General features: G+C 72.9%; 21 protein-coding genes. 15 read left to right on the forward strand and 6 right to left on the reverse strand.

From position 1 onward, the window contains the following. The first annotated feature begins 123 nt into the window (after positions 1–123). The 5 genes from cobN to cobJ are packed head-to-tail and all read left to right on the forward strand — an operon-like array spanning position 124 to position 7,196. Positions 124–3,510, forward strand: a complete 3,387-nt coding sequence (gene cobN, locus ACE101_RS19350; RefSeq protein ID WP_379132818.1) for a cobaltochelatase subunit CobN — start codon at positions 124–126, stop codon at positions 3,508–3,510. Then, positions 3,507–4,988, forward strand: coding sequence for a ferredoxin-like domain-containing protein (locus ACE101_RS19355; RefSeq protein WP_379132821.1), 1,482 nt, complete (start codon positions 3,507–3,509; stop codon positions 4,986–4,988). The genes cobN and ACE101_RS19355 overlap by 4 nt, the downstream gene beginning before the upstream one ends. After that, a complete protein-coding gene (locus tag ACE101_RS19360) occupies positions 4,985–5,617 on the forward strand; it encodes a precorrin-8X methylmutase (RefSeq protein ID WP_379132824.1) in 633 nt (210 codons plus the stop codon). The genes ACE101_RS19355 and ACE101_RS19360 overlap by 4 nt, the downstream gene beginning before the upstream one ends. Beyond that, complete coding sequence (locus ACE101_RS19365) at positions 5,617–6,408, forward strand: precorrin-2 C(20)-methyltransferase (protein WP_379132827.1); 792 nt, start codon at positions 5,617–5,619, stop codon at positions 6,406–6,408. The genes ACE101_RS19360 and ACE101_RS19365 overlap by 1 nt, the downstream gene beginning before the upstream one ends. Next, positions 6,405–7,196 (forward strand): precorrin-3B C(17)-methyltransferase, encoded by a 792-nt coding sequence (cobJ, locus tag ACE101_RS19370; RefSeq protein ID WP_379132829.1) that lies wholly within the window; start codon positions 6,405–6,407, stop codon positions 7,194–7,196. Before ACE101_RS19365 ends, cobJ begins: the two co-directional genes overlap by 4 nt. Here the strand turns inward: cobJ and ACE101_RS19375 are convergent. After that, on the reverse strand, positions 7,163–7,924 hold the full coding sequence (locus ACE101_RS19375; RefSeq protein ID WP_379132832.1) for a cobalt-precorrin-6A reductase: 762 nt from the start codon (positions 7,922–7,924) through the stop codon (positions 7,163–7,165). The two genes, cobJ and ACE101_RS19375, sit on opposite strands and share 34 nt — an antisense overlap. Between ACE101_RS19375 and cbiE the strand changes: the two genes are divergently transcribed. Genes cbiE through cobM form a run of 3 tightly spaced genes read left to right on the forward strand, consistent with a single transcriptional unit; the run spans position 7,923 to position 10,458 of the window. Beyond that, the gene (gene cbiE, locus ACE101_RS19380) at positions 7,923–9,167 is read left to right on the forward strand and encodes a precorrin-6y C5,15-methyltransferase (decarboxylating) subunit CbiE (protein WP_379132835.1); all 1,245 of its coding nucleotides are present in this window, start codon (positions 7,923–7,925) and stop codon (positions 9,165–9,167) included. The two genes, ACE101_RS19375 and cbiE, sit on opposite strands and share 2 nt — an antisense overlap. Next, positions 9,164–9,688 carry a cobalamin biosynthesis protein gene (locus ACE101_RS19385; RefSeq protein ID WP_379132837.1) on the forward strand — a complete coding sequence of 175 codons (525 nt, stop codon included), beginning with the start codon at positions 9,164–9,166 and terminating at the stop codon, positions 9,686–9,688. Before cbiE ends, ACE101_RS19385 begins: the two co-directional genes overlap by 4 nt. Then, positions 9,685–10,458: a precorrin-4 C(11)-methyltransferase gene (gene cobM, locus ACE101_RS19390; protein ID WP_379132840.1), complete on the forward strand. Its 774-nt coding sequence runs from the start codon at positions 9,685–9,687 to the stop codon at positions 10,456–10,458. The genes ACE101_RS19385 and cobM overlap by 4 nt, the downstream gene beginning before the upstream one ends. 166 nt (positions 10,459–10,624) lie before the next feature. On the opposite strand, the gene ACE101_RS19395 is transcribed toward cobM, so the two are convergent. The 5 genes from ACE101_RS19395 to ACE101_RS19415 all read right to left on the reverse strand — a co-directional run bounded on the left by ACE101_RS19395 (position 10,625) and on the right by ACE101_RS19415 (position 16,928). Then, positions 10,625–10,954, reverse strand: a complete 330-nt coding sequence (locus ACE101_RS19395; protein WP_379132843.1) for a hypothetical protein — start codon at positions 10,952–10,954, stop codon at positions 10,625–10,627. Between the two features lie 327 nt (positions 10,955–11,281). Next, on the reverse strand, positions 11,282–13,351 hold the full coding sequence (gene tkt, locus ACE101_RS19400; RefSeq protein WP_379132846.1) for a transketolase: 2,070 nt from the start codon (positions 13,349–13,351) through the stop codon (positions 11,282–11,284). A 34-nt stretch (positions 13,352–13,385) separates the two neighbouring features. Then, the gene (locus ACE101_RS19405; RefSeq protein WP_379132848.1) at positions 13,386–15,215 is read right to left on the reverse strand and encodes a glycoside hydrolase family 15 protein; all 1,830 of its coding nucleotides are present in this window, start codon (positions 15,213–15,215) and stop codon (positions 13,386–13,388) included. Between the two features lie 73 nt (positions 15,216–15,288). Further along, complete coding sequence (locus ACE101_RS19410; protein ID WP_379132850.1) at positions 15,289–15,954, reverse strand: hypothetical protein; 666 nt, start codon at positions 15,952–15,954, stop codon at positions 15,289–15,291. A 137-nt stretch (positions 15,955–16,091) separates the two neighbouring features. Next, a complete protein-coding gene (locus ACE101_RS19415; protein WP_379132852.1) occupies positions 16,092–16,928 on the reverse strand; it encodes an alpha/beta fold hydrolase in 837 nt (278 codons plus the stop codon). A gap of 368 nt (positions 16,929–17,296) precedes the next feature. On the opposite strand from ACE101_RS19415, the gene ACE101_RS19420 reads away from it, so the two are divergent. From ACE101_RS19420 to ACE101_RS19450, 7 genes are all read left to right on the forward strand, one after another. Then, positions 17,297–17,911: an ANTAR domain-containing response regulator gene (locus tag ACE101_RS19420; RefSeq protein ID WP_379132855.1), complete on the forward strand. Its 615-nt coding sequence runs from the start codon at positions 17,297–17,299 to the stop codon at positions 17,909–17,911. Then, positions 17,908–18,915 (forward strand): CmpA/NrtA family ABC transporter substrate-binding protein, encoded by a 1,008-nt coding sequence (locus tag ACE101_RS19425; protein ID WP_379132858.1) that lies wholly within the window; start codon positions 17,908–17,910, stop codon positions 18,913–18,915. Before ACE101_RS19420 ends, ACE101_RS19425 begins: the two co-directional genes overlap by 4 nt. Positions 18,916–19,243: 328 nt before the next feature. Beyond that, a complete protein-coding gene (locus ACE101_RS19430) occupies positions 19,244–20,539 on the forward strand; it encodes a CmpA/NrtA family ABC transporter substrate-binding protein (protein ID WP_379132861.1) in 1,296 nt (431 codons plus the stop codon). Continuing rightward, complete coding sequence (ntrB, locus tag ACE101_RS19435; RefSeq protein ID WP_379132864.1) at positions 20,539–21,405, forward strand: nitrate ABC transporter permease; 867 nt, start codon at positions 20,539–20,541, stop codon at positions 21,403–21,405. Before ACE101_RS19430 ends, ntrB begins: the two co-directional genes overlap by 1 nt. A gap of 13 nt (positions 21,406–21,418) precedes the next feature. Next, entirely contained in the window at positions 21,419–22,213 is a 795-nt protein-coding gene (locus ACE101_RS19440; protein WP_379132867.1) for an ABC transporter ATP-binding protein, read from the forward strand. Between the two features lie 11 nt (positions 22,214–22,224). Continuing rightward, positions 22,225–23,442 (forward strand): NAD(P)/FAD-dependent oxidoreductase, encoded by a 1,218-nt coding sequence (locus ACE101_RS19445; RefSeq protein WP_379132870.1) that lies wholly within the window; start codon positions 22,225–22,227, stop codon positions 23,440–23,442. Positions 23,443–23,453: 11 nt separating this feature from the next. Then, positions 23,454–25,244, forward strand: coding sequence for a NirA family protein (locus ACE101_RS19450; RefSeq protein ID WP_379132873.1), 1,791 nt, complete (start codon positions 23,454–23,456; stop codon positions 25,242–25,244). Positions 25,245–25,292: the final 48 nt, after the last annotated feature.

The following is a 25,292-nucleotide window of genomic DNA, read 5'->3' on the forward strand; positions in this document are numbered from 1 at the left end:
CGGCGCCGAGGACCTCGAACCCGGCCTTGGAACAGGAGGGCATCGCATGCCCGAGCCCGCGGCGCGGCGCTGGACCGTGCAGCATCTCCCGTTCGGACGGACCGAACTCGCGGGTGGCGCCTGATGCATCTCCTGCGCATCGATACGGTCTCCCTGGACGAGGGCGAGGCGGCGGTGGATCTGGGCCAGTCGCCCGGCGACGTGGTGGTCCTGTCCTTCACCGATTCGGACCTCGCCGGGCTTGCCGCCGCGCAGGCGGAGGCGGCGCGCGCGGCGGCGATGCCGAGCCTGCGCCTCGCCAAGCTCGCGCAATTGCGCCACCCGCTCTCGGTCGATCTCTACGCCGAGCAGGTGATCGCGCGGGCGCGCTTCGTGCTGGTGCGCTGCCTCGGCGGGCTCGATTACTGGCGCTACGGCATCGAGCGGCTGGCCGGGATCTGCCGGGCGGGGGGCATCGCGCTCGCGGTCCTGCCGGGCGACGACCGGCCGGATCCGCGGCTCGCCGCGTTCGGGACGGTGCCGGAGGCGCTGCGCGAGAGCCTCGACGGCTATTTCCGGGCCGGCGGATCCGAGAACCTGCGGCAGATGCTCCTGCGGATCGCGGCGGAACTCGGGGTGCCGGTGCGGGCGGAGCTGCCGCGGGCGCTGCCGCGCGGCTTCGTGTGGTGTCCCGGCTGCGGGGTGGCGGACGCATCGCGCATTCCGGCCGCGCCGCGGCTATCCGGCAACGATCGAAGTGCGGGGAGCCCCTCTCCCACCCGCGAGAGGGGAGGTGCGCCCGCGTCGTCCCCGAAGGGTCCCGGTGGCACTGCCCTTGTCCTCGTCTACCGGTCCGCCATCCTCGGCGGCGACACGGCGCCGGCAGCATGGCTCGCGGCGGCGCTGCACGAGCGGGGCCTCGCCCCCGTCATCGTCGCGGTGTCGAGCCTGAAGGATCCAGAGGCGATCGCCGTCGTGCGCGAGGTCATCGCGGCGCACCCGCCCGACGTGATCGTGGCGGCGACCGCCTTCTCGGCGCGGGAGGAGGCCGGCTTCGTGCTCGACGCGGCGGGCTGCCCGGTCATCCAGGCTTTCACGGTCGGGGCGCCGCGGGCGGCCTGGGCGGCTTCCGCGCGGGGACTCGGGGCCGCGGATCTCGCCATGCAGGTGGCGCTGCCGGAATTCGACGGGCGGCTCTCGGGCTTCCCGATCTCGTTCAAGGAGGCGGTGTCGGAGGCCGAGGGGTTCTCCGAGCGCCGGGCGATCCCCGATTTCGCCGGCTGCGCCGCGCTCGCCGCCCGTGCCGCCGCCTGGATGCGGCTCGGCCGATCGCCCCGGGCCGACAGACGTCTCGCGCTCGTCCTGTCCGACTACCCGGCCCGCGGCGGCCGGGCGGGTTTCGCGGTGGGGCTCGACACGCCCGCGAGCGCGGTCGCGATCCTCGATCTCCTCGCGGCCGAAGGGTTTTCGGTCCGGGACATCCCCGCCCCCGAGGCGCTGATGCGGGCGCTCACCGAGGGCGCGCCCGGCCTCGCGGTGACGCTCGATGCCTACCGGGCGTGGCTCGCCCGGCTGCCGGCGGAGGCCCGCGCGGCGCTTCGGGCGGCCTGGGGCGAGCCGGAGGCGGATCCGGCCCTGCGCGACGGGGCGTTCCGCTTCCGAGCGGTGCGGGCCGGAGAGGTCCTGGTGGCCTTGCAGCCGGACCGCGGGCGCGGCGGTGAGGCCGAGGCGCGCAAGGTGGGCTACCACGACCCCGATGCGGTGCCCTCGCACGCCTATCTCGCCTTTCACCTCGCCCTGCGCGCGGGCTGCGACGCGTTGATCCATCTCGGCACGCACGGCACCACCGAGTGGCTGCCCGGCAAGGCCGTCGCGCCCTCCACCCTCTGCTGGCCGGCCCTCGCCATCGGCGCGCTGCCGGTGATCTACCCGTTCATCGTGGACGATCCGGGCGAGGCGGCCCCGGCCAAGCGGCGGCTCGGGGCGGTGACGGTCGGGCATCTCACGCCCGAGACCGCCGCGGCCGGGCTCGATCCGGAGGCGGGGGCCCTGCGCGAGCTGGTGGAGGAATACGCGGCGGCGACGGTGCTCGACCCGCGGCGGGCCGGGCTGATCGCGCGGGGCATCCTCGACCGGGCGGAGGAGGCGGGCCTGCTCGGCGCCGCCGGCATCGACCGGGCGACCCCGATGGAGGATGCCCTCACCGCCCTCGACGCGCATCTGTGCGACCTCGCCGAGGTGACGATCCGCGACGGGTTGCACGTGTTCGGGCAGGCGCCGGCCGGTCACGAATCCTCCGCGGCCGGCGAGCGCGCGGGGCTGCTCGCGGCCCTCGACGGGCGCTTCGTCGTGCCGGGACCGGCGGGCTCGCCCTCGCGCGGCCGGCGCGACGTGCTGCCGACCGGGCGCAACCTGACCACCCTCGACCCCCGGGCGCTGCCGACCCGCGCCGCCGCGCTGCTCGGCGAGAGGGCCGCCGCCGAGGTGGTGCGCCGCTACCTTCAGGACGAAGGCGACTATCCGCGCCGGATCGTGATGGATCTCTGGGCCTCGCCGACCCTGCGCACGGGGGGCGAGGATCTGGCGCATGCGCTCGCCCTGATGGGCGTGCGCCCGAGCTGGGACCACGCCTCGACGCGGGTGACCGGCTTCGAGGTGCTGCCCCTCGCGCTCCTCGACCGGCCGCGCATCGACGTGACGGTGCGGGTCTCGGGCGCCTTCCGCGACACCTTCCCGGAGGCGCTGGCGCTCCTCGACCGGGCCGCCCGGGCGGTCGCCGCGCGCGAGGAGGAGGAGGCCGACAACCCGCTCGCGGCGGCGCGGCGGCGGGGCGAGGCGGTGGCGCGGGTATTCGGCGCCGCGCCCGGCCGCTACGGGGCCGGCGCCGCGGGCCTCGCCCTCGACGGCGCCTGGGCGGAACGGGCCGACCTTGCCCGCGCCTACCTGGCCGCGACCGCACCGCTCGTCGGCGCGGAGGAGGCGGATTTCGCGGATCGCGTGGCGGGGGCGGACGCCTTCGTGCACGCCTTCGACGTCGCCGAGCGCGACCTCCTCGACGGCGACGCGGCGGCCGATGCGCTCGGCGGCTTCGCGGCGGCGGCCGGCCTGAGCGGCGCGGCGCCGGCCCTCTACAGCCTCGACGTCAGCCGGCCCGAGGCGCCCCGCGCCCGCACGGCGGCCGAGGACGTGGCGCGGCTGGTGCGCGGGCGGCTCGCGCATCCCCGCTGGATCGAGGCCCAGCTCCGGCACGGCTGGCGCGGCGCGCAGGAACTCGCGCAGGGCCTCGACGCGGTCTTCGTGCTGGCCGCGACCAGCGACGCGGTGAGCGACGCCGATCTCGACCGGCTCTATGGCGCCTATGTGGGGGACCTCGCGGTGTTCGAGCGCGTCGAGTCGGCGAATCCGGATGTCGCGCGGGCGATCCTCGATCGCTTCGAGGATCTGCGCCGCCGCGGGCTGTGGCGCAGCCGGCGCAACTCGCTCGCCGCGCTCGACGACCGCGCGGCGCAAGGCCGGGAGGCGGCGGAATGAGGCCCGCGCCCCGCCGCGGCTGGTGCCCCGGCGTCGCCCGGCCGATGCCGACCGGTGACGGCCTGCTGGTCCGCGTCCATCCACCGGCCGGGATTCTCACCGCCGCGCAGGCGCGCGCGGTGGCGGAGGGCGCGCGGACCGGCGGCAACGGGCTCATCGACGTGACGGCGCGGGGCAACCTGCAGATTCGCGGCGTGACCCCGGAGACGCACGCGGCGCTGAACCGGCAGATCGACGCGGCAGGCCTCGGCGACCGGCGCGGCGACGGCGGCCCGCAGCGGCTGACGCTGAGCTCGCCCCTGGCGGCGCTCGATCCCGGATTGCTCGCGGTCATCGCGGCGGTGGAGGCCGCGGGCCGGTCCGTGCCGGGCTTGCCGGCGAAGACGCTGGTCGTCGTGGAGGGCGAGGCCTGCGGACTGGGGGCGGTGGAGGCCGATCTCCGGGTCCGGCGCATCGGGGCGCTCTCCGAGGGAGGCTGGTGGTCCCCGGTCGACCGCCGAGGGGGGGCGGGATCGTTCCGGTTGCCAGGGCCTCTCCACGCGAGCGGCATGGCTGTCCGGGAAAATCAGGCACGGGTGACCCCTCTCCCGGGTGGGAGAGGGGCAGGCGGGGAGTGGGGAGGCCTGGACCTTCTCCGTTCCAGCGTCGGTGCGGGAGTTGATGCAGAACGCGAGCTTTCGGCCCCCGCAGCCTACGCCCTGGCCATCGCCGGCCAGGAGGAGCCGATCTGGGCCGCGCCCGTCGCCGCCAGCCGGATCGGACCCGCCGTCGCGGCGATCCTGGCGGGGTTCGCGCAAACCGGCGCGCGCCGCATCCGCGATCTCGATGCGGCGGCGCGGGCGGATCTGCTCGCGGCCGCTGGCCTCGCAGCGGGCGATCCGCTTCCGGCACCCGCGCCGCCCCCCGCGCCCGGCCTTCATCCCCTCACGGATGGCCGCGTCGCGCTCCTCGCCGAGTTGCCCTTCGGCCGCTGCGACGCGGGCCGGCTCCTGCGCCTCGCCGCGGCGAGCGAGCGCGACGGCGACGGTCAAGTCCGGCTGACGCCCTGGCGCGGCGTGATGCTCGCCGCGCCGGACGGCCCCGGCGCGGCGCGGCTGCGGGCGGCCGCCGTGGCCGCGGGCCTGATCGTCGTCCTCGCGGATCCGCGGCGCGCGGTCGCGGCCTGCCCGGGCGCGCCCGCCTGCGCCTCCGGCGGCACCGCGGCGCAGGCGGATGCCGCGCGCCTCGCCGCCGCGCGGGCGGACCTCGCCTCCCTCGGCCTGACGATCCACGTCTCCGGCTGCCCGAAGGGCTGCGCGCATCCCGCGCCCGCCGACCTCACGCTGGTCGGCCAGCCGGATGGGCGCTACGGGGTGGTGCCGGGGGGACAGGCCGGGGCGGAGCCCTCCCTCAGGCTCACTTTCGAGGCGGTGCTTGAACGGCTAAACAGCGCCGTGACCGCCACCGACCTCATCCACGCGTTTCGGGAGCCCGCATGAGCACGCGCCTCGACTACATCCGCGATGGCGCCGCGATCTATGCGCGCTCCTTCGCGATCATCCGTGCCGAATCCGACCTCTCGCGCTTCGAGGGCGCGGCCGAGCGGGTGGTGGTGCGGATGATCCATGCCTGCGGCATGACCGATCTCCCGGCGGACGTCGTCGCCTCGCCGGATTTCGCGGCCGCGGGCGAGGCCGCCCTGCGGGCCGGCGCGCCGATCCTGTGCGACGCCCGCATGGTGGCCGACGGCGTGACCCGGGCCCGGCTTCCGGCGGGCAACGACGTGATCTGCACCCTCGGCGACCCGCGCGTGCCGGGACTCGCGGCGGAACTCGGCACGACCCGCACGGCGGCCGCGATGGAGTTGTGGCGCGAGCGGCTGCCCGGCTCCGTCGTGGCGGTGGGCAACGCGCCGACCGCCCTGTTCCGGCTGCTCGAACTCCTCGACGAGGGCGTCGCGCCGCCCGCCGCCATCATCGGCGTGCCGGTGGGCTTCGTGGGCGCGGCGGAATCGAAGGAGGCGCTCGCGGCGGACGGCCGGGTGCCGTTCCTGATCGTGCGCGGGCGGCGCGGCGGCAGCGCCATGGCGGCGGCGGCGGTGAACGCGCTGGCGAGCGAGGCCGAGTGATGGAGGGGTTGAGCGTATTGCCGCCCGCCGGGCCGGATTGTCGGGAGGAGCGCCCGGCGAGCGCCGTCACCGGCACCCTCTACGGCGTCGGCATGGGGCCGGGCGATCCCGACTACCTGACCGTGCGGGCGGTGCGGGTGCTGGAGCGGGCGCACCACCTCGTGCATTTCTGCAAGGCGGGCCGGCGCGGCAACGCCCGCACCATCGCCGATGCGGTGGTGCGCGATGCCGCCCGCGAGTGGCCGCTCGCCTATCCGTACACGACCGAATTGCCGCCGGACGACGCCACCTACGTTTCGGCCCTGGCGCGGTTCTACGACGAGGCGGCGGAGGAGATGGCCGCCGCACTCGGGGCCGGGCGCGACGTGGCGATCCTCTCCGAAGGCGATCCGTTCTTCTACGGCTCGTTCATGCATCTGTGGCGGCGCCTGAAGGACCGCTTCCCGGTCGAGGTGGTGCCGGGCGTCACCGGCATGTCGGGCTGCTGGACGAGGGCCGGCACGCCGATCACCTGGGGCGACGACGTGCTGACCGTGCTGCCGGCGACGCTGCCCGGCCCGGTGCTGGCGCGGCGGCTCGCCGAGACGGATGCGGCGGTGATCATGAAGCTCGGTCGCCACCTGCCGAAGGTCCGCGCCGCCCTGGCGGAGGCCGGCCTGCTCGCCCGGGCGGTCTACGTGGAGCGCGGCACCATGGCCGGCGAGCGCATCACGCCGCTCGCCGAGAAGCCCGACGACGACGCCCCGTACTTCTCCATGGTCCTGGTGCCCGGTGAGGGCCGCCGCCCATGACGACGTCCGAGGGGCGGGGGGCGGCCCCCGCCGGCTCCGTCTGCGTGATCGGCCTCGGGCCCGGGGACCCGCGCTACGTCACGCCCGCCGCCGCGGCGGCGCTGGCGGAGGCCGACGACCTGATCGGCTACGCGCCCTACGTCGCCCGCGTACCGGAACGGCCGGGTCTGACCCGCCACGCCTCCGACAACCGGGTCGAGGTGGAGCGGGCGCGCCACGCGCTGGAACTCGCCGCGCAGGGCCGCCGGGTCGCGGTGGTGTCGGGGGGCGATCCGGGCGTGTTCGCGATGGCGGCCGCCCTGTTCGAGGCGCTCGACGGCGGCGACCCGGCCTGGCTCCGGCTCGCCATCACGGTGGAGCCCGGCATCACCGCGATGCTCGCGGCGGCGGCCCGGGCGGGGGCGCCGCTGGGAGGCGATTTCTGCGCGATCTCGCTCTCCGACAACCTCAAGCCCTGGGACGTGATCACCGCGCGGCTGGAGGCGGTGCTGCGGGCGGATCTCGTGATCGCGCTCTACAACCCGATCTCGCGGGCGCGGCCCTGGCAGCTCGGGGCGGCCCTGGGCCTCGCGGCCGAGCACCGGGCGCCGGAAACGCCGGTGATCCTCGCCCGCGCGATCGGCCGGCCGGACGAGGCGGTGCGGATCCTCACCCTCGCGGAAGCCCGGGACGCGCCGGCCGACATGGCGACGCTGGTGATCATCGGCGCTGCGGCGACGCGGCTGGTGGAGCGGCCGGACGCGCCGCCCTTCGTCTACACGCCCCGCCGGGTGGAGGCGGCGCGATGAGCCTCCAGCCACGCGAGAGCGGCCTCGGGGCTGTCCACCGCCTCGACCGCGGGCAGGGCGGGCTGGCGCACGATCACCACGGGGAGGCCGAGCGCCCGGGCCGCCGCGATCTTGGCGTAGGTGGCGCCGCCGCCGGAATTCTTGGTGACCAGGACCTCGGTGCGGTGGTCGCGCATCAGCGCCCGCTCGTCCGCCTCGGAGAAGGGCCCGCGGGCCGTGACGGCGACGAGATCGGGCACCGGCAGCGCCTCGCCCACGGGCTCGATGGTGCGCACCAGATAGGCGTGCTGCGGGGCCGCCGCGAAGGCGGCGAGTTCCAGGCGTCCGACCGTGAGGAAGACGTGCCGCCGCGCCGCGCCGAGGGCCGGCACGGCCGCGGCCACGCTGTCGACCTCGAGCCAGTGGTCGCCGGCCTGCCGGTGCCAAGCCGGGCGCCGCAGGGCGAGCAACGGGCGCTTCGAGTGGGCGCAGGCCTGCGCGGCATGGCGCGAGATGCGCTGCGCGAAGGGATGGGTGGCATCGATCACCGCATCGACGCCCTCCGCGGCGAGCCAGCGCGCGAGCCCTTCGGGGCCGCCGAAGCCGCCGATGCGCGTGTCGAAGGGTGCCGCGACCGGGGCCGCGGTGCGGCCGGCCAGCGACAGGATGGGACGGAAGCCGGGACGATCCGCGAGATGGCGGACGAGGGCGGTCGCCTCCGTGGTGCCGCCGAGGAGGAGGATGCGCATGGGCGCCTTCTCGCCTGAGCCCGCCTGCCTGTCGAGCACGGGGCCCTGGCTGGCGATCGTGGGGATCGGCGAGGACGGCCGGGCCGGGCTCTCGCCCGCGGCGGCGCGGGCCCTCGATGGGGCGGGCCTCGTCGTCGGCGGCCGGCGCCACCTCGCGCTCGCGGGCCCGCTCGCCGCCGAGACCCTGTCCTGGCCGAGCCCGATCCACGCCGCCTATCCGGCGATCCTGGCGCGGCGGGGGCAGCCGACCTGCGTGCTCGCGACCGGCGACCCGTTCCATTACGGCGTCGGGGCGGAGCTCGCCCGGCTGGTGCCGCCCGCCGAGATCGCCTGCTATCCGCTTCCCTCGGCCTTCAGTCTCGCGGCGTCGCGCCTCGGCTGGCCGCTCGCGGAATGCGCCTGCCTGACCGTCCATGGCCGGGCTCCGGAGCGGGTGATCCCGCACCTGCAACCCGGTGCGCGGCTCCTCGTCCTGTCCTGGGACGGCACGACGCCGGGCCGGCTCGCCGCGCTGCTGACGGAGCGCGGCTTTCCCGAATCGCGCCTGACGGTGCTGGAGGCGATGGGTGGCCCGCGCGAGCGCCGCCGCGAGGGACGGGCCGCCGGCTTCGCCGAGACGGCGATCGACCCGCTCAACACGCTGGCGATCGAGGTCGTGGCCGGGCCGGAGGCGCGGGTGATCCCGCTCAGCCCGGGCCTCGCGGATTCCTGGTTCGAGAGCGACGGGCAGCTCACCAAGGCTGAGATCCGGGCGATCACGCTCGCGGCCCTGCGGCCACGGGCCGGGCAACTGCTGTGGGACGTGGGCGCGGGTTCCGGCTCGGTGTCGATCGAGTGGTGCCTGCGGCATCCGGCGAACCGGGCGATGGCGATCGAGGCGCGGGAGGAGCGGGCGGAGCGGATCGGCCGCAACGCGCGCGCCCTCGGCGTGCCGGATCTCGCGGTGGTGCGCGGCCGGGCGCCGGAGGCGCTGGCGGATCTGCCGCCGCCGGATGCCGCCTTCATCGGGGGTGGGGTCTCGGATCCCGCGCTGGTCGCGGCCGTGTGGGCGGCGCTGCCGGGAGGCGGGCGGCTCGTCTGCAACGCGGTGACGCTGGAGAGCGAGCCGGTTCTGATCGAGGCGCATCGGCGCCACGGCGGCGCGCTGCGGCGGATCGCGGTGGCGCGGGCCGAACCCGTCGGCCGGATGTACGGCTGGAGGCCGGCCATGCCGGTGACGCAGTGGGCGGTGACGAAGCCGTGAGCACGATCATCGGCCACCCCGCGGCTGTCCGGGCGGAGCCGGCCGTCCTCATCGCCCGGGGCGTGCCGGACGGCCTCCCGGGCGCGGCGCGAGCGAGCAATCCGGACGAGGCGCCGGCCGCCCCCGCCATCCGCCCCGTCATCGCCGGCGTCGGCTTCCGGCACGCGACCGCGCCGGACGAGATCGCGGCGCTGGTGCGCGACGCGCTCGCGCAGGCCGGTCTCGCCCCCGCGCGGCTCGGCGCGCTCGCCACCGCGGAGGACCGCGCCGCCGAGGCCGCCCTGCGGGAGGCCGCAGCCATCCTCGGCGTGCCGGTGATCGGCATCGCCGTCGACGCCCTGCGCGAGGCGGGACGGCGCGTGGTCACGCGCTCGGCCCGCATCGAGGCCCTGCGGGGCGTCGGCTCCCTGGCGGAGGCCGCGGCGCTGGCGGCGGTCGGGCCCGGGGGCCGCCTCGTCCTTGCCCGCATCGCGAGCCCGGGCGCGACCTGCGCGCTCGCCGCATCCGGAGATCCGTCGTGACGATCCACTTCATCGGGGCGGGGCCGGGTGCGGCCGACCTCATCACCGTGCGCGGGCGCGACCTGATCGCCCGCTGTCCGGTCTGTCTCTACGCGGGCTCGATCGTCGCGCCGGAGATCCTGGCGTGGTGCCCGCCGGGCGCCCGGCTCATCGACACGGCGCCCCTCGACCTCGACGCGATCCTGGCCGAGATGCGGGCGGCGCACGAGCGGGGCGAGGAGGTGGCCCGGCTGCATTCGGGCGATCTCTCGATCTACAGCGCCGTGGCCGAGCAGACCCGGCGGCTCGACGCGCTCGGGATTCCCTACACGCTGACGCCGGGGGTTCCGGCCTTCGCGGCCGCCGCCGCCAGCCTCGGGCGCGAGCTGACGGTGCCGGAGGTCGCACAATCGGTGGTCCTCACGCGTACCAGCGGGCGCGCCTCGGCCATGCCGGCGCCGGAGCGGCTCGCGACCTTCGCCGCGACGCGGGCGACCCTCGCGATCCATCTCTCGATCCATGTCATCGCGCAGGTGGCGGCGGAGCTGATCCCGCATTACGGGGCCGATTGCCCGGCCTGCGTGGTCTACCGGGCTTCCTGGCCGGACGAGCGCGTGCTGCGCGGCACGCTTGGCGGCATCGCCGGGCAGGTGGCGGCGGCGCGGCTCGACCGCACGGCGCTGATCCTGGTCGGGCCCGCGCTGGCAGCCGGCGACTTCCGGGAGAGCGCTCTCTACTCGGCGGGCTACGACCGGCGCTTCCGGCCGGGCGGGGCGGTTTCGACGGCGTAAGGGCTGAGATCGTTCATGATCGGGGGCAAGATCCGTCGGGATGGCAGCCTTGGCAATGTCGATCAAGGGAGTTGCGTCCGGTGTTCGGCGATGCGGTTGTAAGACCAGCGGACGGAATTCTATAAAGAAAATCTACGATTCAAGATGATGGGAATTATCACTCAACTCAGTGCGCTGCCGGGAGATATCTGACAGCGGCGATGATGATGCCGGCGAGGGCAAAGAGCATCGCGCCCAGCTTGATGGTCATCCGCTGCTCCAGCAGCTTGATTTCCGATCGGACCGCAGCGAATTCGGTCTTCATCTCCGAGCGAAGCGAGACGATCTCACCCCGGACCGCGGCGAATTCTGCGTTCATCTCCGACTTCGTCGGGAGACCGTCCTGGACCGTCTCCGCGAGCGCCGCGGCCAGCCCTTCCGCCTGCTCGGGCGGGAAATGGGCCGTGTCCCGAAGGGTCCGGGCGAGTTTCAGGGTGTCGAAGGCGGCCAGACTCATGCGGAGTGCATAGCACGGCCAGGGTAGTCTTCACAGGGCTCGGTGTCCCAAGTCCCCGCAGATCATCCCAAGCAGGAGGAAGATGATCGCAGGTGCGCGAGAGACGACGCGACATGCCGTTGATGATCCCGGCCGCACCATGCAGGATGAGTGCCCACCCGGAGCCGCGATGAAACACGGCCGCCGCTACCGCTTCGCCGTGCGCTCCGTCGGAGGTGGCGGCGCGGCAAGGCCATCGGCCGCGCCGCGCGTGATCTCGGACATTCGGCCCGACTGGCACCGGGCGATGGGGCCGCTCTCCCGCCCGGGAGAGCGGCGCGGCCGGCCCTACTTCTTCACCCGTGCGAGCTGGGCGCGGGCAGCCTCCAGCACCTTGGCGGAGGTGAAGCCGAACTTGGTCTGAAGGTCCTTGATCGGCGCCGACGAGCCGAAGGTGTGCATGCCGATGATCGTGCCGGCGCTGCCCGCATAGCGGTCCCAGCCGATCACCGTGCCCTGCTCGACCACCACCCGCGCCGTCACCGCCGGCGGCAGCACGCTCTCGCGATAGGCCTCGTCCTGGCGCTCGAACAGCTCCCAGGACGGCATCGAGACCACGCGCACCTTCGCGCCCTCCGCCGTCAGCGTCTCGTAGGCGCCGACGCAGAGCTGCACCTCGCTGCCCGTGCCGATCAGGATCAGCTCCGGCTCGCCCTCGCAATCCGCCATCACGTAGGCGCCCTTGGCGAGGCCGGCGGCCGGCGCGTACCGGTCGCGGTCGAAGGTCGGCAGCGGCTGCCGGCTCAGCGCCAGCACGGCCGGCTGGTGCTTGAGCCCCATGATCACCCGGTAGGCCTCCGCCACCTCGTTGGCATCCGCCGGACGGATGGTGAGCAGGCCCGGGATCGCCCGCAGCGACAGGAGGTGCTCCACCGGCTGGTGGGTCGGCCCATCCTCGCCCACGCCGATCGAATCGTGCGTGAAGACGTGGAAGATCGGCAGCTCCATCAGCGCGGCGAGGCGGATCGGCGGGCGCATGTAGTCGGAGAAGACCAGGAAGGTCGCCCCGTAGGCGCGCAGGCCCACGAGGCCGAGCCCGTTCACGATCGAGCCCATCGCGTGCTCGCGCACGCCGAAATGCAGGTTGCGGCCGCCGGGCGTGAACGGCCCGAGGGCCTCCTCGCCGTCGAGCTTGGTCTTGTTCGAGGGGGCGAGATCCGCCGAGCCGCCGAGGAGCCACGGCACCTTCGGGGCGATGGCGTTGAGCACCTTGCCCGAGGATTCGCGGGTCGCGAGGCCCTTGGCGTCGGCGGGGAAGCGCGGGATGGCGGCGTCCCAGCCCGCGGGCAGCTCGCCCTTGAGATAGGACGAGACCTCGGTGGCCAGCGCCTTGTCGCCCGCCTCGACCTCGGCCATGAGCGCCTGCCACTCGGCATAGAGTGCGGCACCCCGGGCGCCGATGCCCTCGCGGAAGTTCTCGTAGACGCCGTCCGGCACCAGGAACTCGGCGTCTTCCGGCCAGCCATAGGCGCGCTTGGCGCCCTTGACCTCGTCCGGGCCGAGCGCGTCGGAATGCGCCTTCGACGTGCCCGCCTTGGTCGGCGCGCCGTAGCCGATCACCGAGTTGACGATGATCAGCGTCGGGCGGTCCTGCGACTGCAGGAAGGTCTCGATGGAGCCGGCGACCGCGTGCACGTCGTTGGCGTCGGCCACCCGCAGCACCTGCCAGCCATAGGCGAGGAAGCGGGTCGCCACCTCCTCGCTGAAGGCGAGGTCGGTGTGGCCCTCGATGGTCACCGTGTTGGAATCGTAGATCCAGCACAGGTTGGAGAGGCGCAGGTGGCCGGCGATCGAGGCCGCCTCGCCCGAGACGCCCTCCATGAGGTCGCCGTCGCTGCACAGGGCGTAGACGTTGAAGTCGAACAGGGGCCGGTCGCCGGAGGCGAAATGCTCGTTGAGGAAGCGTCCGCCCATCGCCATGCCGACGGAATTCGCGACGCCCTGGCCGAGGGGGCCGGTCGTCACCTCGACGCCGGTGGTGAAGTGGTATTCGGGGTGGCCCGGGGTGCGGCTGTCGAGCTGGCGGAACTTCTTGATGTCGTCGAGGCTCACGGCCGGCTCGTTGCCGCCGTCCTTCTGGGCGACGCCCGCGAGGTGGAGCAGGCTGTAGAGCAGCATCGAGGCGTGGCCGACCGACAGCACGAAGCGGTCGCGGTTGGGCCAGGCCGGATGCGCCGGGTCGTAGCGCAGGTAGCGGTTCCAGAGCGTGAAGGCCACGGGGGCGAGTGCCATCGGGGCGCCCGCATGGCCGGAATTCGCCTTCTGCACGGCATCGATCGTCAGCGTGCGGATCGTGTCGATGCTGCGCTGGTCGATCTCGCTGATGCCGGCTTTCGCGGCGGTGTCGGCTGCGCTCATCTCGGGCCTCGTCGGGGTTGTCAGGCTGCTCAGGTCACGACTCTCGCGCCGCGTCCCGGTCGTCGCTGCGCTCCTTAGCGGGTCCGACCGCGCGACTGAAGTTCAGAAGCGTGTTGACGAGGGCGACGTGGCTGAATGCCTGCGGAAAGTTGCCCACCTGGCGCCGCGCCACCGGGTCGTACTCCTCGGCCAGCAGCCCGACGTCGTTGCACACGGAGAGCAGCCGCTCGATCATCTCCCGGGCCTCGTCGCAGCGCCCGAGGCGGATGAGGTTGTCCGCGTACCAGAAGCTGCAGGGCAGGAAGGCGCCCTCGCCGGCGGGCAGGCCGTCCGTGGTCTGGTTCTCCGTGTTGTAGCGCAGGATGAAGCCGTCGCGCATCAGGTGGCGGCCGATCGCCTCGACGGTGCCGATCACGCGCGGGTCGTGATGGGGCAGGAAGCCCACATGCGCGACGAGGAGGAGGCTCGCGTCGAGGTGCTTCGAGCCGTAGGACTGCACGAAGCTGTTGAGTTCGGGATCGAACCCCTTCGTGCAGACCTCGCGGTGGATCTCCTCGCGCATCGCGCGCCAGCGCGTCACGGTGGCGTCGCGCGCGCCCTGCCGGTTGTTCTTCTCGTAGAAGCGGATCGCCCGGTCGAAGGCGACCCAGGCCATCACCTTCGAGTGGACGAAGTGCCGCCGGCCGCCGCGCACCTCCCAGATGCCCTCGTCGGGCTCCCGCCAGACCTTCTCCAGATGGTCGAGAAGGGCGAGGCCGACCCGCACGCCGGTCTCGTCGCCCTCCAGGCCCCGCTCCTCCGCCTGGAACAGGGCATCGAAGATCTCGCCGTAGACGTCGAGCTGGAATTGCTGCGAGGCGGCGTTGCCGATCCGCACCGGCCGCGAGTTCTCGTAGCCCGGCAGCCAGTCGAGTTCGATCTCCGGCAGCAGGCGCTCGCCTGCGATGCCGTAGAGGATGTGCGCCTGTTCCGGGCTGCCGGCGACGGCCCGCAGCAGCCAGTCGCGCCACGCCCGCGCCTCTTCGAGATAGCCGGCATCCATCAGCGCCAGCAGCGTGAAGGTCGAGTCGCGCAGCCAGCAGAACCGGTAGTCCCAGTTGCGCACCCCGCCGATCGCCTCGGGGAGCGAGGTGGTCGGCGCCGCGACGATGCCGCCGGTCGGCGCGTAGATCAGCGCCTTCAGGGTGACGAGCGAGCGCGAGAGAATGTCGTCCCAGGGCGTGCCGCCCTGGCAGCGGCTCGACCACGTGTGCCAGGTGTCGGTGGTGCGGCGCAGGACCTTGCGCGGCTCGATCGGCGGCGGGTCGTCCTCGGCGGAGGGGCCGTAGCTCAGGATGAAGGAGCGGCTCTGCCCCGCCTCCAGGGTGAAGTCGGAGACAGTGGTGCGCCCGACCCCGCGCAGGGGCGCCTTCGTGCGCAGCACCAGCTTGTGGGGCCCCACGATGGCCCGCAGGTCGTCGTGCTCGTTGCGGGAGACCCAGGGCACGGCCGAGCCGTAATCGAAGCGCACGACCAGTTCCATGCGCATCGGCACGCTGCCGCTCACCCCCTCGACCAAGCGCACGAGGTGGAGGCCGTCGTCGACGGGCATGTAGTCGATCACCCGGACGGTCCCGGTACCGGTCTCGTGCGTGGTCTCCAGCACCAGCGTGCCGGGACGGTAGCGGCGCGTGACCCGCGCCTCAGCCACCGCCGCGGGGGCGATCCGCCAGTGCCCGTGCTCGGGCTTGCCGAGAAGCGCGGCGAAGCAGGCCGGCGCGTCGAATCGCGGCCAGCACAGCCAGTCGATGCTGCCGTCGCGGCTGATCAGGGCGGCGCTGCGGCCGTCCCCCACCAGAGCGTAATCCTCGATCCGCGACGCCATGGATGCCTCTGGGAGAATGCCCGGCATCCGGAAGTAGCGTCGCGGCGCGAACGGTCCAGCCGCAGGCGCTGACTCAGGGGTGCCGGTCGATCAGCTCCAGCATCGCGCTGCCCGCCTGCACCACCCCGTCGCCGAGGGCCGAGACGGTGCGCACCACCTCGCGGCCGGTCTGGACGACGCGGGGCAGAGCGAGAGCGGGGAAGCGGGGCGTCTCCGGGGCCGGCGTCTCGGACGGTTCGGTGGCGGCGACGTGCAGGGATTCGGGCCGCGGCGGCGGGCGGATGCCCGCGAGGGCCGGCGGGTTCGCGGGGCGGTGCGCCGCCTGACGCCTCGGGCCGCCGCGCCCCTCGGGGGCCTGAACCGGCCCGCGCGGGGGCAGGACCGGCACGGCATCGCAGATCGGCTTGATCTGCGCGTCGTCGGCCTCGGCCGGGGCCGTTCCGGCCGCCGTTGCGGGGATCAGCGGGAATTGCTGCTCGAACTCGAGCGGGAAGGGCCCCCGCACCCGCCGCGGGCCATCCTCCGGCACGGCCTGGAACGGGTCGTTCACCGGCAGCGGCGCCACGGTCGCGACGTGCCCGGCGGGAGCGCGCGGCGGCGCCTCGCGCCAGTAGAGCGAGCCAGCGGCGAGGCATGCGGTCACGCAGAGCGTCGGCAGGAGCGGGAGGTAGCCGAGCGAGGCCCCGGCACCGGCCACGGATCCCGGCTTGCTTCCGCGCAGACCGTCGAACTCGCTCATCGAGCCTCACCTCCGTTCGCTGACCGTGAGCCAGTGAGCCCCACCTTTGCGGCTGAAGCGGGGCCGTTTCTTTGCGACGGCGTTTCCCCGCGCCACAGAGGTTAAGAGCCGCGGAGGTCGAGCGCGGCCGCTCGGCCTCACTCCTCCACGAAAGCGAGCAGATCGGCGTTGATCACCTCGGCATGGGTGGTCAGCATCCCGTGCGGATAGCCCGGATAGGTCTTCAGCACGCCGTTCTGCACGAGCTTGACCGAGAGCCGGCCGGCATCGTCGATGGGCACCACCTGATCGTCCTCGCCGTGCAGGACGAGGACCGGCACGGAGATCGCCTTCAGATCCTCGGTCTGGTCGGTCTCGGAGAAGGCCTTGATGCCGTCGTAATGCGCCTTGGCATCGCCGGCCATGCCCTGGCGCCACCAGTTCCGGATCACGCCCTGCGAGGCCGCGGCGCCCGGACGGTTGAAGCCGTAGAAGGGGCCCGAGGCGACGTCCAGGAAGAACTGGGCCCGGTTGGCGGCGAGCGCGGCGCGGAAGCCGTCGAACACCGCGATCGGCGTTCCGCCGGGATTCGCCTCGGTCTTCAGCATCAGCGGCGGCACGGCGCTGACCAGCACCGCCTTGGCGACGCGGCCCTGCGGCTCGCCGTGGCGCGCCACGTAGCGCGCGACTTCGCCGCCGCCGGTGGAGTGCCCGATATGCACCGCGCCGCGCAGATCGAGATGCTCGACGACGGCCGCGGCGTCGGCGGCGTAATGGTCCATGTCGTGACCGTCCCCCACCGGCGCCGAGCGCCCGTGCCCGCGGCGGTCATGGGCGACGACGCGGTAGCCCTTGTCGAGGAAGAACAGCACCTGGGCGTCCCAGTCGTCCGAGGAGAGCGGCCAGCCGTGATGGAAGCAGATCGGCGTCGCATCCTTCGGTCCCAGATCCTTGTAGAAGATGTCGACGCCGTCCTTCGTGGTGACGTAGGGCATGACGGGCTCCTTCTCGATTCTGCGGAACGACAGGGTTCCCGCCCTGCGCCGATCGGCCTGCCGGCCGGCGGGATGCCCCGGTCGGGAGGTGGATCGCGCGATGCCTAGCGCCAGGGCGCGATCGCCGATTGTCGGATCGAAAGGCGATTTGAATCGTCCCGCTGTTTCGGCAGGATTCGCCGGGGTCGATCCCGGCTCCGGCCGGGCCCCGCCGAACTCCGTCCGATGGGAGACCTGTCATGCCGCCACCCTATCAACCGACCGCCTTGGGTCCGGCGCCGGTCTCGGACCTTCCTCTCATTCGGAAAGTCGGGGCGAGGCCGTAGAACGCCACCACCCCGGCCCGACACTTGCCTGTTTCCGCCCGCATGTCCGAACGCGTGACCTCCCCCTCCTCTCCCGACCAGAGCCTGACCATCGCGGTCGTCGACCCGAGCCGCGCGCGCGCGGCCGTCCTCGAGGAGGGGCTGCGCGGGCTCGACGGCGCCCGGGTCGTGGTGATCCCCGATACGGTGGACCTCCTCGACCGGCTCTCGGCGCTCTCGCCCGACGTCGTGGTGATCCACCTCGAGAGCCCGAGCCGCGACCTCCTGGAGCAGATGTTCGGCGTCTCGCGGCTGGTGGAGAAGCCGGTCGCCATGTTCGTGGACCGCAGCGACGCGCCGATGATGCAGGCTGCCGTCGATGCGGGCATCTCCGCCTACATCGTGGACGGGCTCAAGGCCGACCGGATCAAGCCGATCATCGAGATCGCGATCCACCGCTTCAACGCCTTCGCGCGGTTGCAGCGGGAACTGACCGAGGCCCGCAACGAGCTGGCCGACCGCAAGCTGATCGACCGGGCCAAGGGCATCCTGATGAGCGCCAAGGGCCTCTCGGAGGACGAGGCCTACCGGCAGATGCGCCGCAAGGCCATGAACGAGAAGCGCAAGATCGTCGACATCGCCCGGGCGATCGTCACCGCGGCGGACCTGCTCGGATGAGACTCCAGATCGGATACGTGCCGCTCACCGACGCGGCCGTGGTGATCGCCCTGGGGGAGCGCGGCTTCGCCGCCCGCGAGGGAGTGGCGGTCGATCTCGTCCCGGAGCCCTCCTGGGCGACGCTGCGCGACAAGCTCGCCCTCGGCCTCCTCGACGGCGCCCACATTCTCGCGCCCCTGGCGCTCGCGAGCCATCTCGGCCTGAGCGGACCGCCCGCGAGCCTGATCGCCCCGGTCTCGCTCGCCCGCAACGGCAACGCGGTCACGCTGTCCCTCGCCCTTTGGGAGGCGATGAACCCGGTCTCCGACGCCCTGCCGGAGGTGGCCCGGGCGCTCGCGGCGGTGGCGGAGGAGCGCTCCGCCGCCGGGCAACCGCTCACCCTCGCGACGGTGCATCCCTTCTCCAGCCACACCTATCAGCTGCGCCGGCTCCTCGCCCTCGGCGGCTCCAGCCTCGGCCATGTGCGCCTCGTGGTGGTGCCGCCGCCGCGCACGGTGGAATCCCTGGAGCGCGGGCTGATCGACGGCTTCTGCGTCGGCACGCCCTGGAACAGCGTCGCGGTGGCGGCCGGTGTCGGGCGCATCGCGGCGCTCGGCTGCGAGATCGCCCCCTTCTGCCCCGAGAAGGTGCTGGTCCTGCCCGCCGAGATGGAGGAGCGCGCGCCCCCGCTGCTGCGGGCCGTGCGGGCCGCCGCCCGCTGGTGCGGCGAGCCGCGGAACTGGCCGGATCTCGCGGAGCTTCTCGGCAGCCCGCGCCATCTCGGCGTCGCTCCCGACCTGATCCTGCGCGGGCTCACCGGCGACCTCGCCCTGGCGCCCGGCGGAGCGTCGCGCAGCGTGCCGGATTACCTCCGGCTGGGAGAGGGCACCCTCGGCTTCGACGGCGAGGGGATCGGCTGGATCCTCGACGAGATGGCGCAGGCCGGCCAATTCGCCGCCCCGCCGGCGGCGCGCGCCCAGGCCCTGGCGCTGGCCCGACCCGATCTGCTGCCTGCGCAGGATTGAGGCAGCCTCCCCGCGTGCCTGATTCGCAATCATCGCGCTGCTGATTTGTGCAGCGCACCAGCTGCCCGCCCGGTGTGGCACGGTCGCTTTTCAATTGTTCCAAACCAAATTGGTTCAATCGCTTAGCGACCGTGGCGAGGTTTGGCACGAAGCCTGCATTGGCCTTCGCAAGCCCGTCAGCGTCGACGGGTGCTCACCGTCAGCAAAGCCGCTGACCCGAGTGTTCGCAGAGGCCCCGTTCGTTCGGGCCGCAGTCGAGCTTGGGTGGCGGCTTTTTTCGTTTCGGCAGGCGCGGGCAGGACCGCGCGGGACCAGGGAGCGGGATCAGGTGTCGATCGGCAGCAGAGACCACACGACGCGTCGCGGCCTCCTGAAGGGAGCGGCCGCCGCCCTCTCGCTCACCGCCGCCGCGAGGGCCGCGCTGCCGGGCGGAGCCTACGCACAGGGCGCGGGCCCCGAGGTGAAGGGTGCCAAGCTCGGCTTCATCGCGCTCACCGATGCCGGCCCGCTCTTCGTGGCCAAGGAGAGGGGCTTCTTCGCCAAGCACGGCATGCCGGACGTGGAGGTGCTCAAGCAGGCCTCCTGGGGCACCACCCGCGACAACCTCGTGCTGGGCTCCGAGGGCAACGGGATCGACGGCGCCCACATCCTCTCGCCGATGCCCTACCTGATCAGCGCCGGCCGCGTGACCCAGAACAACGTGCCGGTGCCGATGCACATCCTCGCCCGGCTCAACACCAACGGGCAGTGCATCTCGGTCGCCAAGGAATATCTCGAGGCCAAGGTGGCGCTCGACTCCAAGGTCTTCCGCGCCGCCACCGAGAAGAAGAAGGCTGCCGGCAAGTCCGTGAAGGCCGCCATGACCTTCCCGGGCGGGACCCACGACCTCTGGATCCGCTACTGGCTGGCGGCGGGCGGGATCGACCCGGACAAGGACATCGAGACGATCGTGGTGCCGCCGCCCCAGATGGTGGCGAACATGAAGGTCGGCACGATGGACTGCTTCTGCGTCGGCGAGCCGTGGAACGCGCAACTCGTCCAGCAGGGCCTCGGCTATTCCGCCCTCACCACCGGCGAACTCTGGAAGGACCATCCCGAGAAGGCCTTCGCGATGCGGGCCGACTGGGTGCAGAAGCACCCGAACGCCACCCGCGCGCTGCTCATGGCGGTGATCGAGGCGCAGGCATGGTGCGACAAGCCCGAGAACCGGGACGAGTTCGCCGCCATCGTGGCCAAGCGCCAATGGATCAACATCCCGGTCGGCGACGTCGCCGGGCGCATGAAGGGCACCATCGACTACGGCGACGGCCGCGTGGTGCAGGACAGCCCCTTCGTGATGAAGTTCTTCCGCGACCACGCCTCCTATCCGTTCCAGTCGCACGACCTCTGGTTCCTCACCGAGGACATCCGCTGGGGCAAGTTCGACCCGCAGACCGACACCAAGGCGCTGATCGCCAAGGTGAACCGGGAGGATCTGTGGCGCGAGGCCGCCAAGGCGCTCGGCGTCACGGCGATCCCGGAATCGACCTCCCGGGGCAAGGAGACCTTCTTCGACGGCAAGGTCTTCGATCCGGCCGATCCGGCCGCCTACCTCTCCAGCCTCAGCATCAAGAAGGTGGCGTGATGGCGCTCGGAACCTCCATCGGCGGCCTCATCGCCGCGCGGGGGAAGGGGGAGGCGGCGCGCCGTCCCCTCGTCACCCTGGCCGGCCTCAAGGGGCTTGCCGCGCGCATCGTCCCGCCCCTCGTGGTGGTGGCGTTGTTCCTGCTCGTCTGGCAGGTGCTCTGCGACCGGCCCGGCGCCGGCCTGCCCGCGCCGTCCCGGGTGATGAGCGAGGCGTGGCCGATCATCTCGGACCCGTTCTTCGACAATGGCGGCACCGACAAGGGGCTGTTCTGGCACATCATCGCGAGCCTACAGCGCGTGGCCCTCGGCTTCGCGCTGGCGGTGGTGGCGGGCGTGCTGCTCGGCACCCTGGTCGGCCAGTCGGAATGGGCGATGCGCGGCCTCGACCCGATCTTCCAGGTGCTGCGCACCATCCCGCCGCTCGCGTGGCTGCCGCTCTCGCTCGCGGCCTTCCGGGACGGCCAGCCCTCGGCGATCTTCGTGATCTTCATCACCTCGATCTGGCCGATCATCATCAACACCGCGGTCGGCATCCGCAACATCCCGCAGGATTACCGCAACGTCGCGGCGGTGCTGCGCCTCAACGCCTTCGAGTTCTTCGGCAAGGTGATGCTGCCTTCGGCGGCCCCCTACATCTTCACCGGGCTGCGCATCGGCGTCGGCCTGTCCTGGCTCGCCATCGTGGCGGCCGAGATGCTGATCGGCGGCGTCGGCATCGGCTTCTTCATCTGGGACGCGTGGAACTCCTCGCACATCAGCGAGATCATCGTGGCCCTCGTCTATGTCGGCGTGATCGGCTTCGTCCTCGACCGCGTGGTCGCCGGGATCGGGCAGCTCGTCACCCGCGGCACCGCCACCGCCTGAGGGAGCCCGGATCATGAGCCATCTCGTCCTCTCCGATGTCGGCATCAGCTTCACCCGCGGCGGGCGCACCACGGAGGTGCTGCGCGACGTCAACGTCACCATCGCCAAGGGCGAATTCGTCTCGCTGATCGGCCACTCGGGCTGCGGCAAGTCCACGGTGCTCAACATCGTGGCCGGGCTCCTGCGGGCCTCGACCGGCGGCGTCCTGCTCGACGACCGAGAGGTCAACAGCCCCGGCCCCGAGCGCGCGGTGGTGTTCCAGAACCACTCGCTCCTGCCCTGGCTCACGGTGCGCGAGAACGTGGCCCTCGCCGTCGACAAGGTGCTGAAGGCCCGGAAGAGCCGGGCGGAGCGCCGCGAATGGGTCGAGCACAACCTCGCCCTGGTGAACATGACCCACGCGGCCGAGAAGCGCCCGCACGAGATCTCGGGCGGCATGAAGCAGCGCGTCGGCATCGCCCGGGCACTCGCCATGGAGCCCAAGGTGCTGCTGATGGACGAGCCCTTCGGCGCCCTCGACGCGCTCACCCGGGCGCATCTCCAGGACCAGCTCATGGAGATCCACCTGCGGCTCAGGAACACCGTCATCATGATCACCCACGACGTGGACGAGGCGGTGCTCCTCTCCGACCGCATCGTGATGATGACGAACGGCCCCTCGGCGACGATCGGCGAGATCCTGAGCGTGAAGCTGGCGCGGCCCCGCCGCCGCCTGGAGCTGGTGGAGGACCCGGCCTACACGCATGCCCGCGCGGAGGTGCTGGAGTTCCTCTACGCCCGCCACGCCAAGCCGGCGCTCGCCGCGTGAGGAGCGGGACGATGCCGGAGAAGCTCGTCGTCGTCGGCAACGGCATGGCCTCGCTCCGCTTCCTGGAGCGGCTGACCGAGCGCGACCGCGACCGCTACGCGGTGACGGTGGTCGGCGCCGAGCCGGTCGCGGCCTACAACCGCGTGCTGCTCTCCTCCCTGCTCGGCGGCGAGGTGGACGAGGCCGCCTGCACCTTCCGCGGCCTCGACTGGTACGCCGAGCACGGCATCACGCTGGTGACCGGCGCGCCGGTCACCGCCATCGACCGGGCGGCCCGGACCGTTCAGGTCGGCGAGGGGCTGATCCTCGACTACGACAAGCTGGTCCTGGCGGTCGGCTCGGTGCCGATCCGCCTGCCGAAGCCCGGCATGGACCTGCCGGGCGTCATCACCTTCCGCGACCTCGCGGACGTGGCGGCGATCCGCCGGGCCGCGGTGCCGGGCGCCCGGGCGATCGTCATCGGCGGCGGCCTGCTCGGGCTCGAGGCGGCGGTGGGCCTCGCCCGGCTCGGGGTCGACACCACGCTGCTCCACGTCATGGATCGCCTGATGGAGCGCCAGCTTGACCACGCGGCGGCGGGTCTCGTGCGCGAGGCCATGGAATCGCGCGGCGTGCGCGTGCTCCTCGAAGCCGACACGGTCTGCGTGGCCGGCGAGGGCCGGGTGGAGGCGATCAGCCTCGCGGACGGCCGCGTGCTGCCCGCCGACCTCGTGGTGATGTCGGTGGGCGTGCGGCCCTCGACCGCGCTAGCGGCCTCCGCCGGGCTCGCGATCGGCCGCGGCATCAAGGTCGACGACCGCATGACGACCTCCGATCCGGCCATCTACGCCCTCGGCGAATGCGCCGAGCACCGGGGCCTGACCTACGGGCTCGTGGAGCCCGCCTACGAGCAGGCCGAGGTGCTCTCGCGCCATCTCTGCGGCGAGGACGCGGCCTACGAGGGCACCTCGCTCGCCACCAGCCTCAAGGTCTCCGGGCTCCCGGTCTTCTCGGCCGGCGTGGTCGACGTGCCGACGGGCGCCGAGGCCGTGACCTGGAGCGATCCGGGGGCGGGCCTCTACCGCAAGCTCGTGATCGCCGAGAACCGGCTCCTCGGGGCCGTCTTCGTGGGCGACGTCGCCGAGCAGGGCTGGTGCAAGACCCTGATCCGCACGGGCGACCGCCTCGCCCGCACCGACCGGGACGACCTGATGTTCGGGCGTCCCTCTCCCCAACCCCTCGCTGCGTGAAGGAGCGCGCCATGGCCGACGACTTCGACGCCGAGCAGAAGCGCTATCTCGAAGGTTTCGCCAACGGCCTCCAGGCCGTGCGCATGACCGGGGGCCTCGGCCTCGGCGGTGCCGCGCCGGCTCAGGCCGCCGCCGAGCCGACCGGGCCGGATGCCAGCCACATCAAGGCCCAGGACAAGGTCACCAAGGCCGGCGGCAAGCTCGCCGAGCAGGAGAAGTGGAAGCGGGCCGAGAACCCCTTCGACGGGCACAACCGCCTGATCACCGAGGCGGAGACCGGCAAGGCGCCCAAGCCCGAGGACAATTTCCGCTGGCGCTATCACGGGCTGTTCTGGGTCGCGCCGGCCCAGAACTCCTACATGTGCCGGCTGCGCATCCCGAACGGCATCCTGCAGCACTGGCAGTTCGCCGGCATCGCCGACCTCGCGGACGCTCATGGCGGCGGCTACAGCCACGTCACCACGCGGGCGAACCTGCAGGTGCGCGAGATCACGCCCGAGCACGGCCAGCCCTTCCTCGACGGTCTCGTCGATCTCGGCCTGACCGCCCGCGGATCGGGGGCTGACAACATCCGCAACGTCACCGGCTCGCCGACCGCCGGCATCGACGCCCAGGAGATCCTCGACACCCGGCCGCTCGCCAAGTCCTGGCACAACTGGATCCTCAACGACCGCTCGCTCTACGGCCTGCCGCGCAAGTTCAACGTCGCGTTCGACGGCGGCGGCGTGCTTCCCGTGCTGGAGGAGACCAACGACATCGGTTTCCAGGCGGTGGAGGTGATGGAGGGCGCTGCGGTCGAGCCCGGGATCTGGATGCGCCTCGTGCTCGGCGGCATCACCGGCCACCGGGACATCGCCCGCGACACCGGCGTGGTGCTGCGCCCGCAGGATTGCAACCGTGTCGCCGACGCGATCCTGCGCGTCTTCATCGAGAGCGGCGACCGCACCAACCGCAACAAGGCGCGGATGAAGTACGTCCTCGACGCCTGGGGCTTCGACAAGTACCTCGCCGCCGTCGAGGACAAGCTCGGGCGCAAGCTCGACCGGGTCGATCCGGCCCACATCAAGCCGCGCGGCGGCTTCGACCGCTACGCCCATGTCGGCGTGCACGCGCAGAAGCAGGCGGGGCTGAACTGGATCGGCGTCGTCCTGCCGGTGGGCAAGATGACCACCGACCAGATGCGGGCGCTCGCCGAGATTGCCCGCGACTGCGGCGACGGCCAGATCCGCCTCACGGTGTGGCAGAACTTCCTGTTCTCGGGCGTGCCCGACGCCCGCGTGGCGGAGGTGGAGGCGCGGGTGGCCGCCCTCGGCCTCACCACCAAGGCGTCGAGCATCCGGGCCGGCCTCGTCGCCTGCACGGGCAACCGCGGCTGCAAGTTCGCCGCCGCCGACACCAAGGGCCACGCCCTGATGATCGCCGACCACATCGAGGCCCGGGTGACCGACCTCGACGTACCGGTGAACCTGCACCTCACCGGCTGCCACCATTCCTGCGCCCAGCACTACATCGGCGACATCGGCCTCATCGGCGCGAAGGTCGTGGTGAGCGAGGAGGGCGACACCGTCGAGGGCTATGACATCGTGGTCGGCGGCGGCTTCGGCGAGGCGGCCAAGATCGGCACCGAGATCTGGAAGGCCGTGAAGGCCGAGGATTGCCCGGGCCGGGTGGAATTGCTGCTGCGCGACTACCTCGCCCACCGCACCGGGCCGCAGGAGAGCTTCCAGGCCTTCACCGCCCGGCGCGGGCCGGAGGCGCTGAAGGGCCTCACCGAGGCCCGGATGCTCGAAGCGGCGGAGTGAGCCGCTCCCTCATCCCCGTCCCTCTCCGGCTGCGGAGAGGGGATCCCG

This window comes from Methylobacterium carpenticola (genome assembly GCF_042748905.1).
Classification (GTDB): domain Bacteria; phylum Pseudomonadota; class Alphaproteobacteria; order Rhizobiales; family Beijerinckiaceae; genus Methylobacterium; species Methylobacterium carpenticola.

What these genes read in the sequence shown, in the direction of transcription:
- cobN (WP_379132818.1), top strand. Translation starts at nt 124, where the DNA reads ATGCATCTCCTGCGCATCGATACGGTCTCCCTGGACGAGGGCGAGGCG.
- ACE101_RS19355 (WP_379132821.1), top strand. Translation starts at nt 3,507, where the DNA reads ATGAGGCCCGCGCCCCGCCGCGGCTGGTGCCCCGGCGTCGCCCGGCCG.
- ACE101_RS19360 (WP_379132824.1), top strand. Translation starts at nt 4,985, where the DNA reads ATGAGCACGCGCCTCGACTACATCCGCGATGGCGCCGCGATCTATGCG.
- ACE101_RS19365 (WP_379132827.1), top strand. Translation starts at nt 5,617, where the DNA reads ATGGAGGGGTTGAGCGTATTGCCGCCCGCCGGGCCGGATTGTCGGGAG.
- cobJ (WP_379132829.1), top strand. Translation starts at nt 6,405, where the DNA reads ATGACGACGTCCGAGGGGCGGGGGGCGGCCCCCGCCGGCTCCGTCTGC.
- cbiE (WP_379132835.1), top strand. Translation starts at nt 7,923, where the DNA reads ATGGGCGCCTTCTCGCCTGAGCCCGCCTGCCTGTCGAGCACGGGGCCC.
- ACE101_RS19375 (WP_379132832.1), bottom strand. Translation starts at nt 7,924, where the DNA reads ATGCGCATCCTCCTCCTCGGCGGCACCACGGAGGCGACCGCCCTCGTC.
- ACE101_RS19395 (WP_379132843.1), bottom strand. Translation starts at nt 10,954, where the DNA reads ATGAGTCTGGCCGCCTTCGACACCCTGAAACTCGCCCGGACCCTTCGG.
- tkt (WP_379132846.1), bottom strand. Translation starts at nt 13,351, where the DNA reads ATGAGCGCAGCCGACACCGCCGCGAAAGCCGGCATCAGCGAGATCGAC.
- ACE101_RS19405 (WP_379132848.1), bottom strand. Translation starts at nt 15,215, where the DNA reads ATGGCGTCGCGGATCGAGGATTACGCTCTGGTGGGGGACGGCCGCAGC.
- ACE101_RS19410 (WP_379132850.1), bottom strand. Translation starts at nt 15,954, where the DNA reads ATGAGCGAGTTCGACGGTCTGCGCGGAAGCAAGCCGGGATCCGTGGCC.
- ACE101_RS19415 (WP_379132852.1), bottom strand. Translation starts at nt 16,928, where the DNA reads ATGCCCTACGTCACCACGAAGGACGGCGTCGACATCTTCTACAAGGAT.
- ACE101_RS19420 (WP_379132855.1), top strand. Translation starts at nt 17,297, where the DNA reads ATGTCCGAACGCGTGACCTCCCCCTCCTCTCCCGACCAGAGCCTGACC.
- ACE101_RS19425 (WP_379132858.1), top strand. Translation starts at nt 17,908, where the DNA reads ATGAGACTCCAGATCGGATACGTGCCGCTCACCGACGCGGCCGTGGTG.
- ntrB (WP_379132864.1), top strand. Translation starts at nt 20,539, where the DNA reads ATGGCGCTCGGAACCTCCATCGGCGGCCTCATCGCCGCGCGGGGGAAG.
- ACE101_RS19440 (WP_379132867.1), top strand. Translation starts at nt 21,419, where the DNA reads ATGAGCCATCTCGTCCTCTCCGATGTCGGCATCAGCTTCACCCGCGGC.
- ACE101_RS19445 (WP_379132870.1), top strand. Translation starts at nt 22,225, where the DNA reads ATGCCGGAGAAGCTCGTCGTCGTCGGCAACGGCATGGCCTCGCTCCGC.
- ACE101_RS19450 (WP_379132873.1), top strand. Translation starts at nt 23,454, where the DNA reads ATGGCCGACGACTTCGACGCCGAGCAGAAGCGCTATCTCGAAGGTTTC.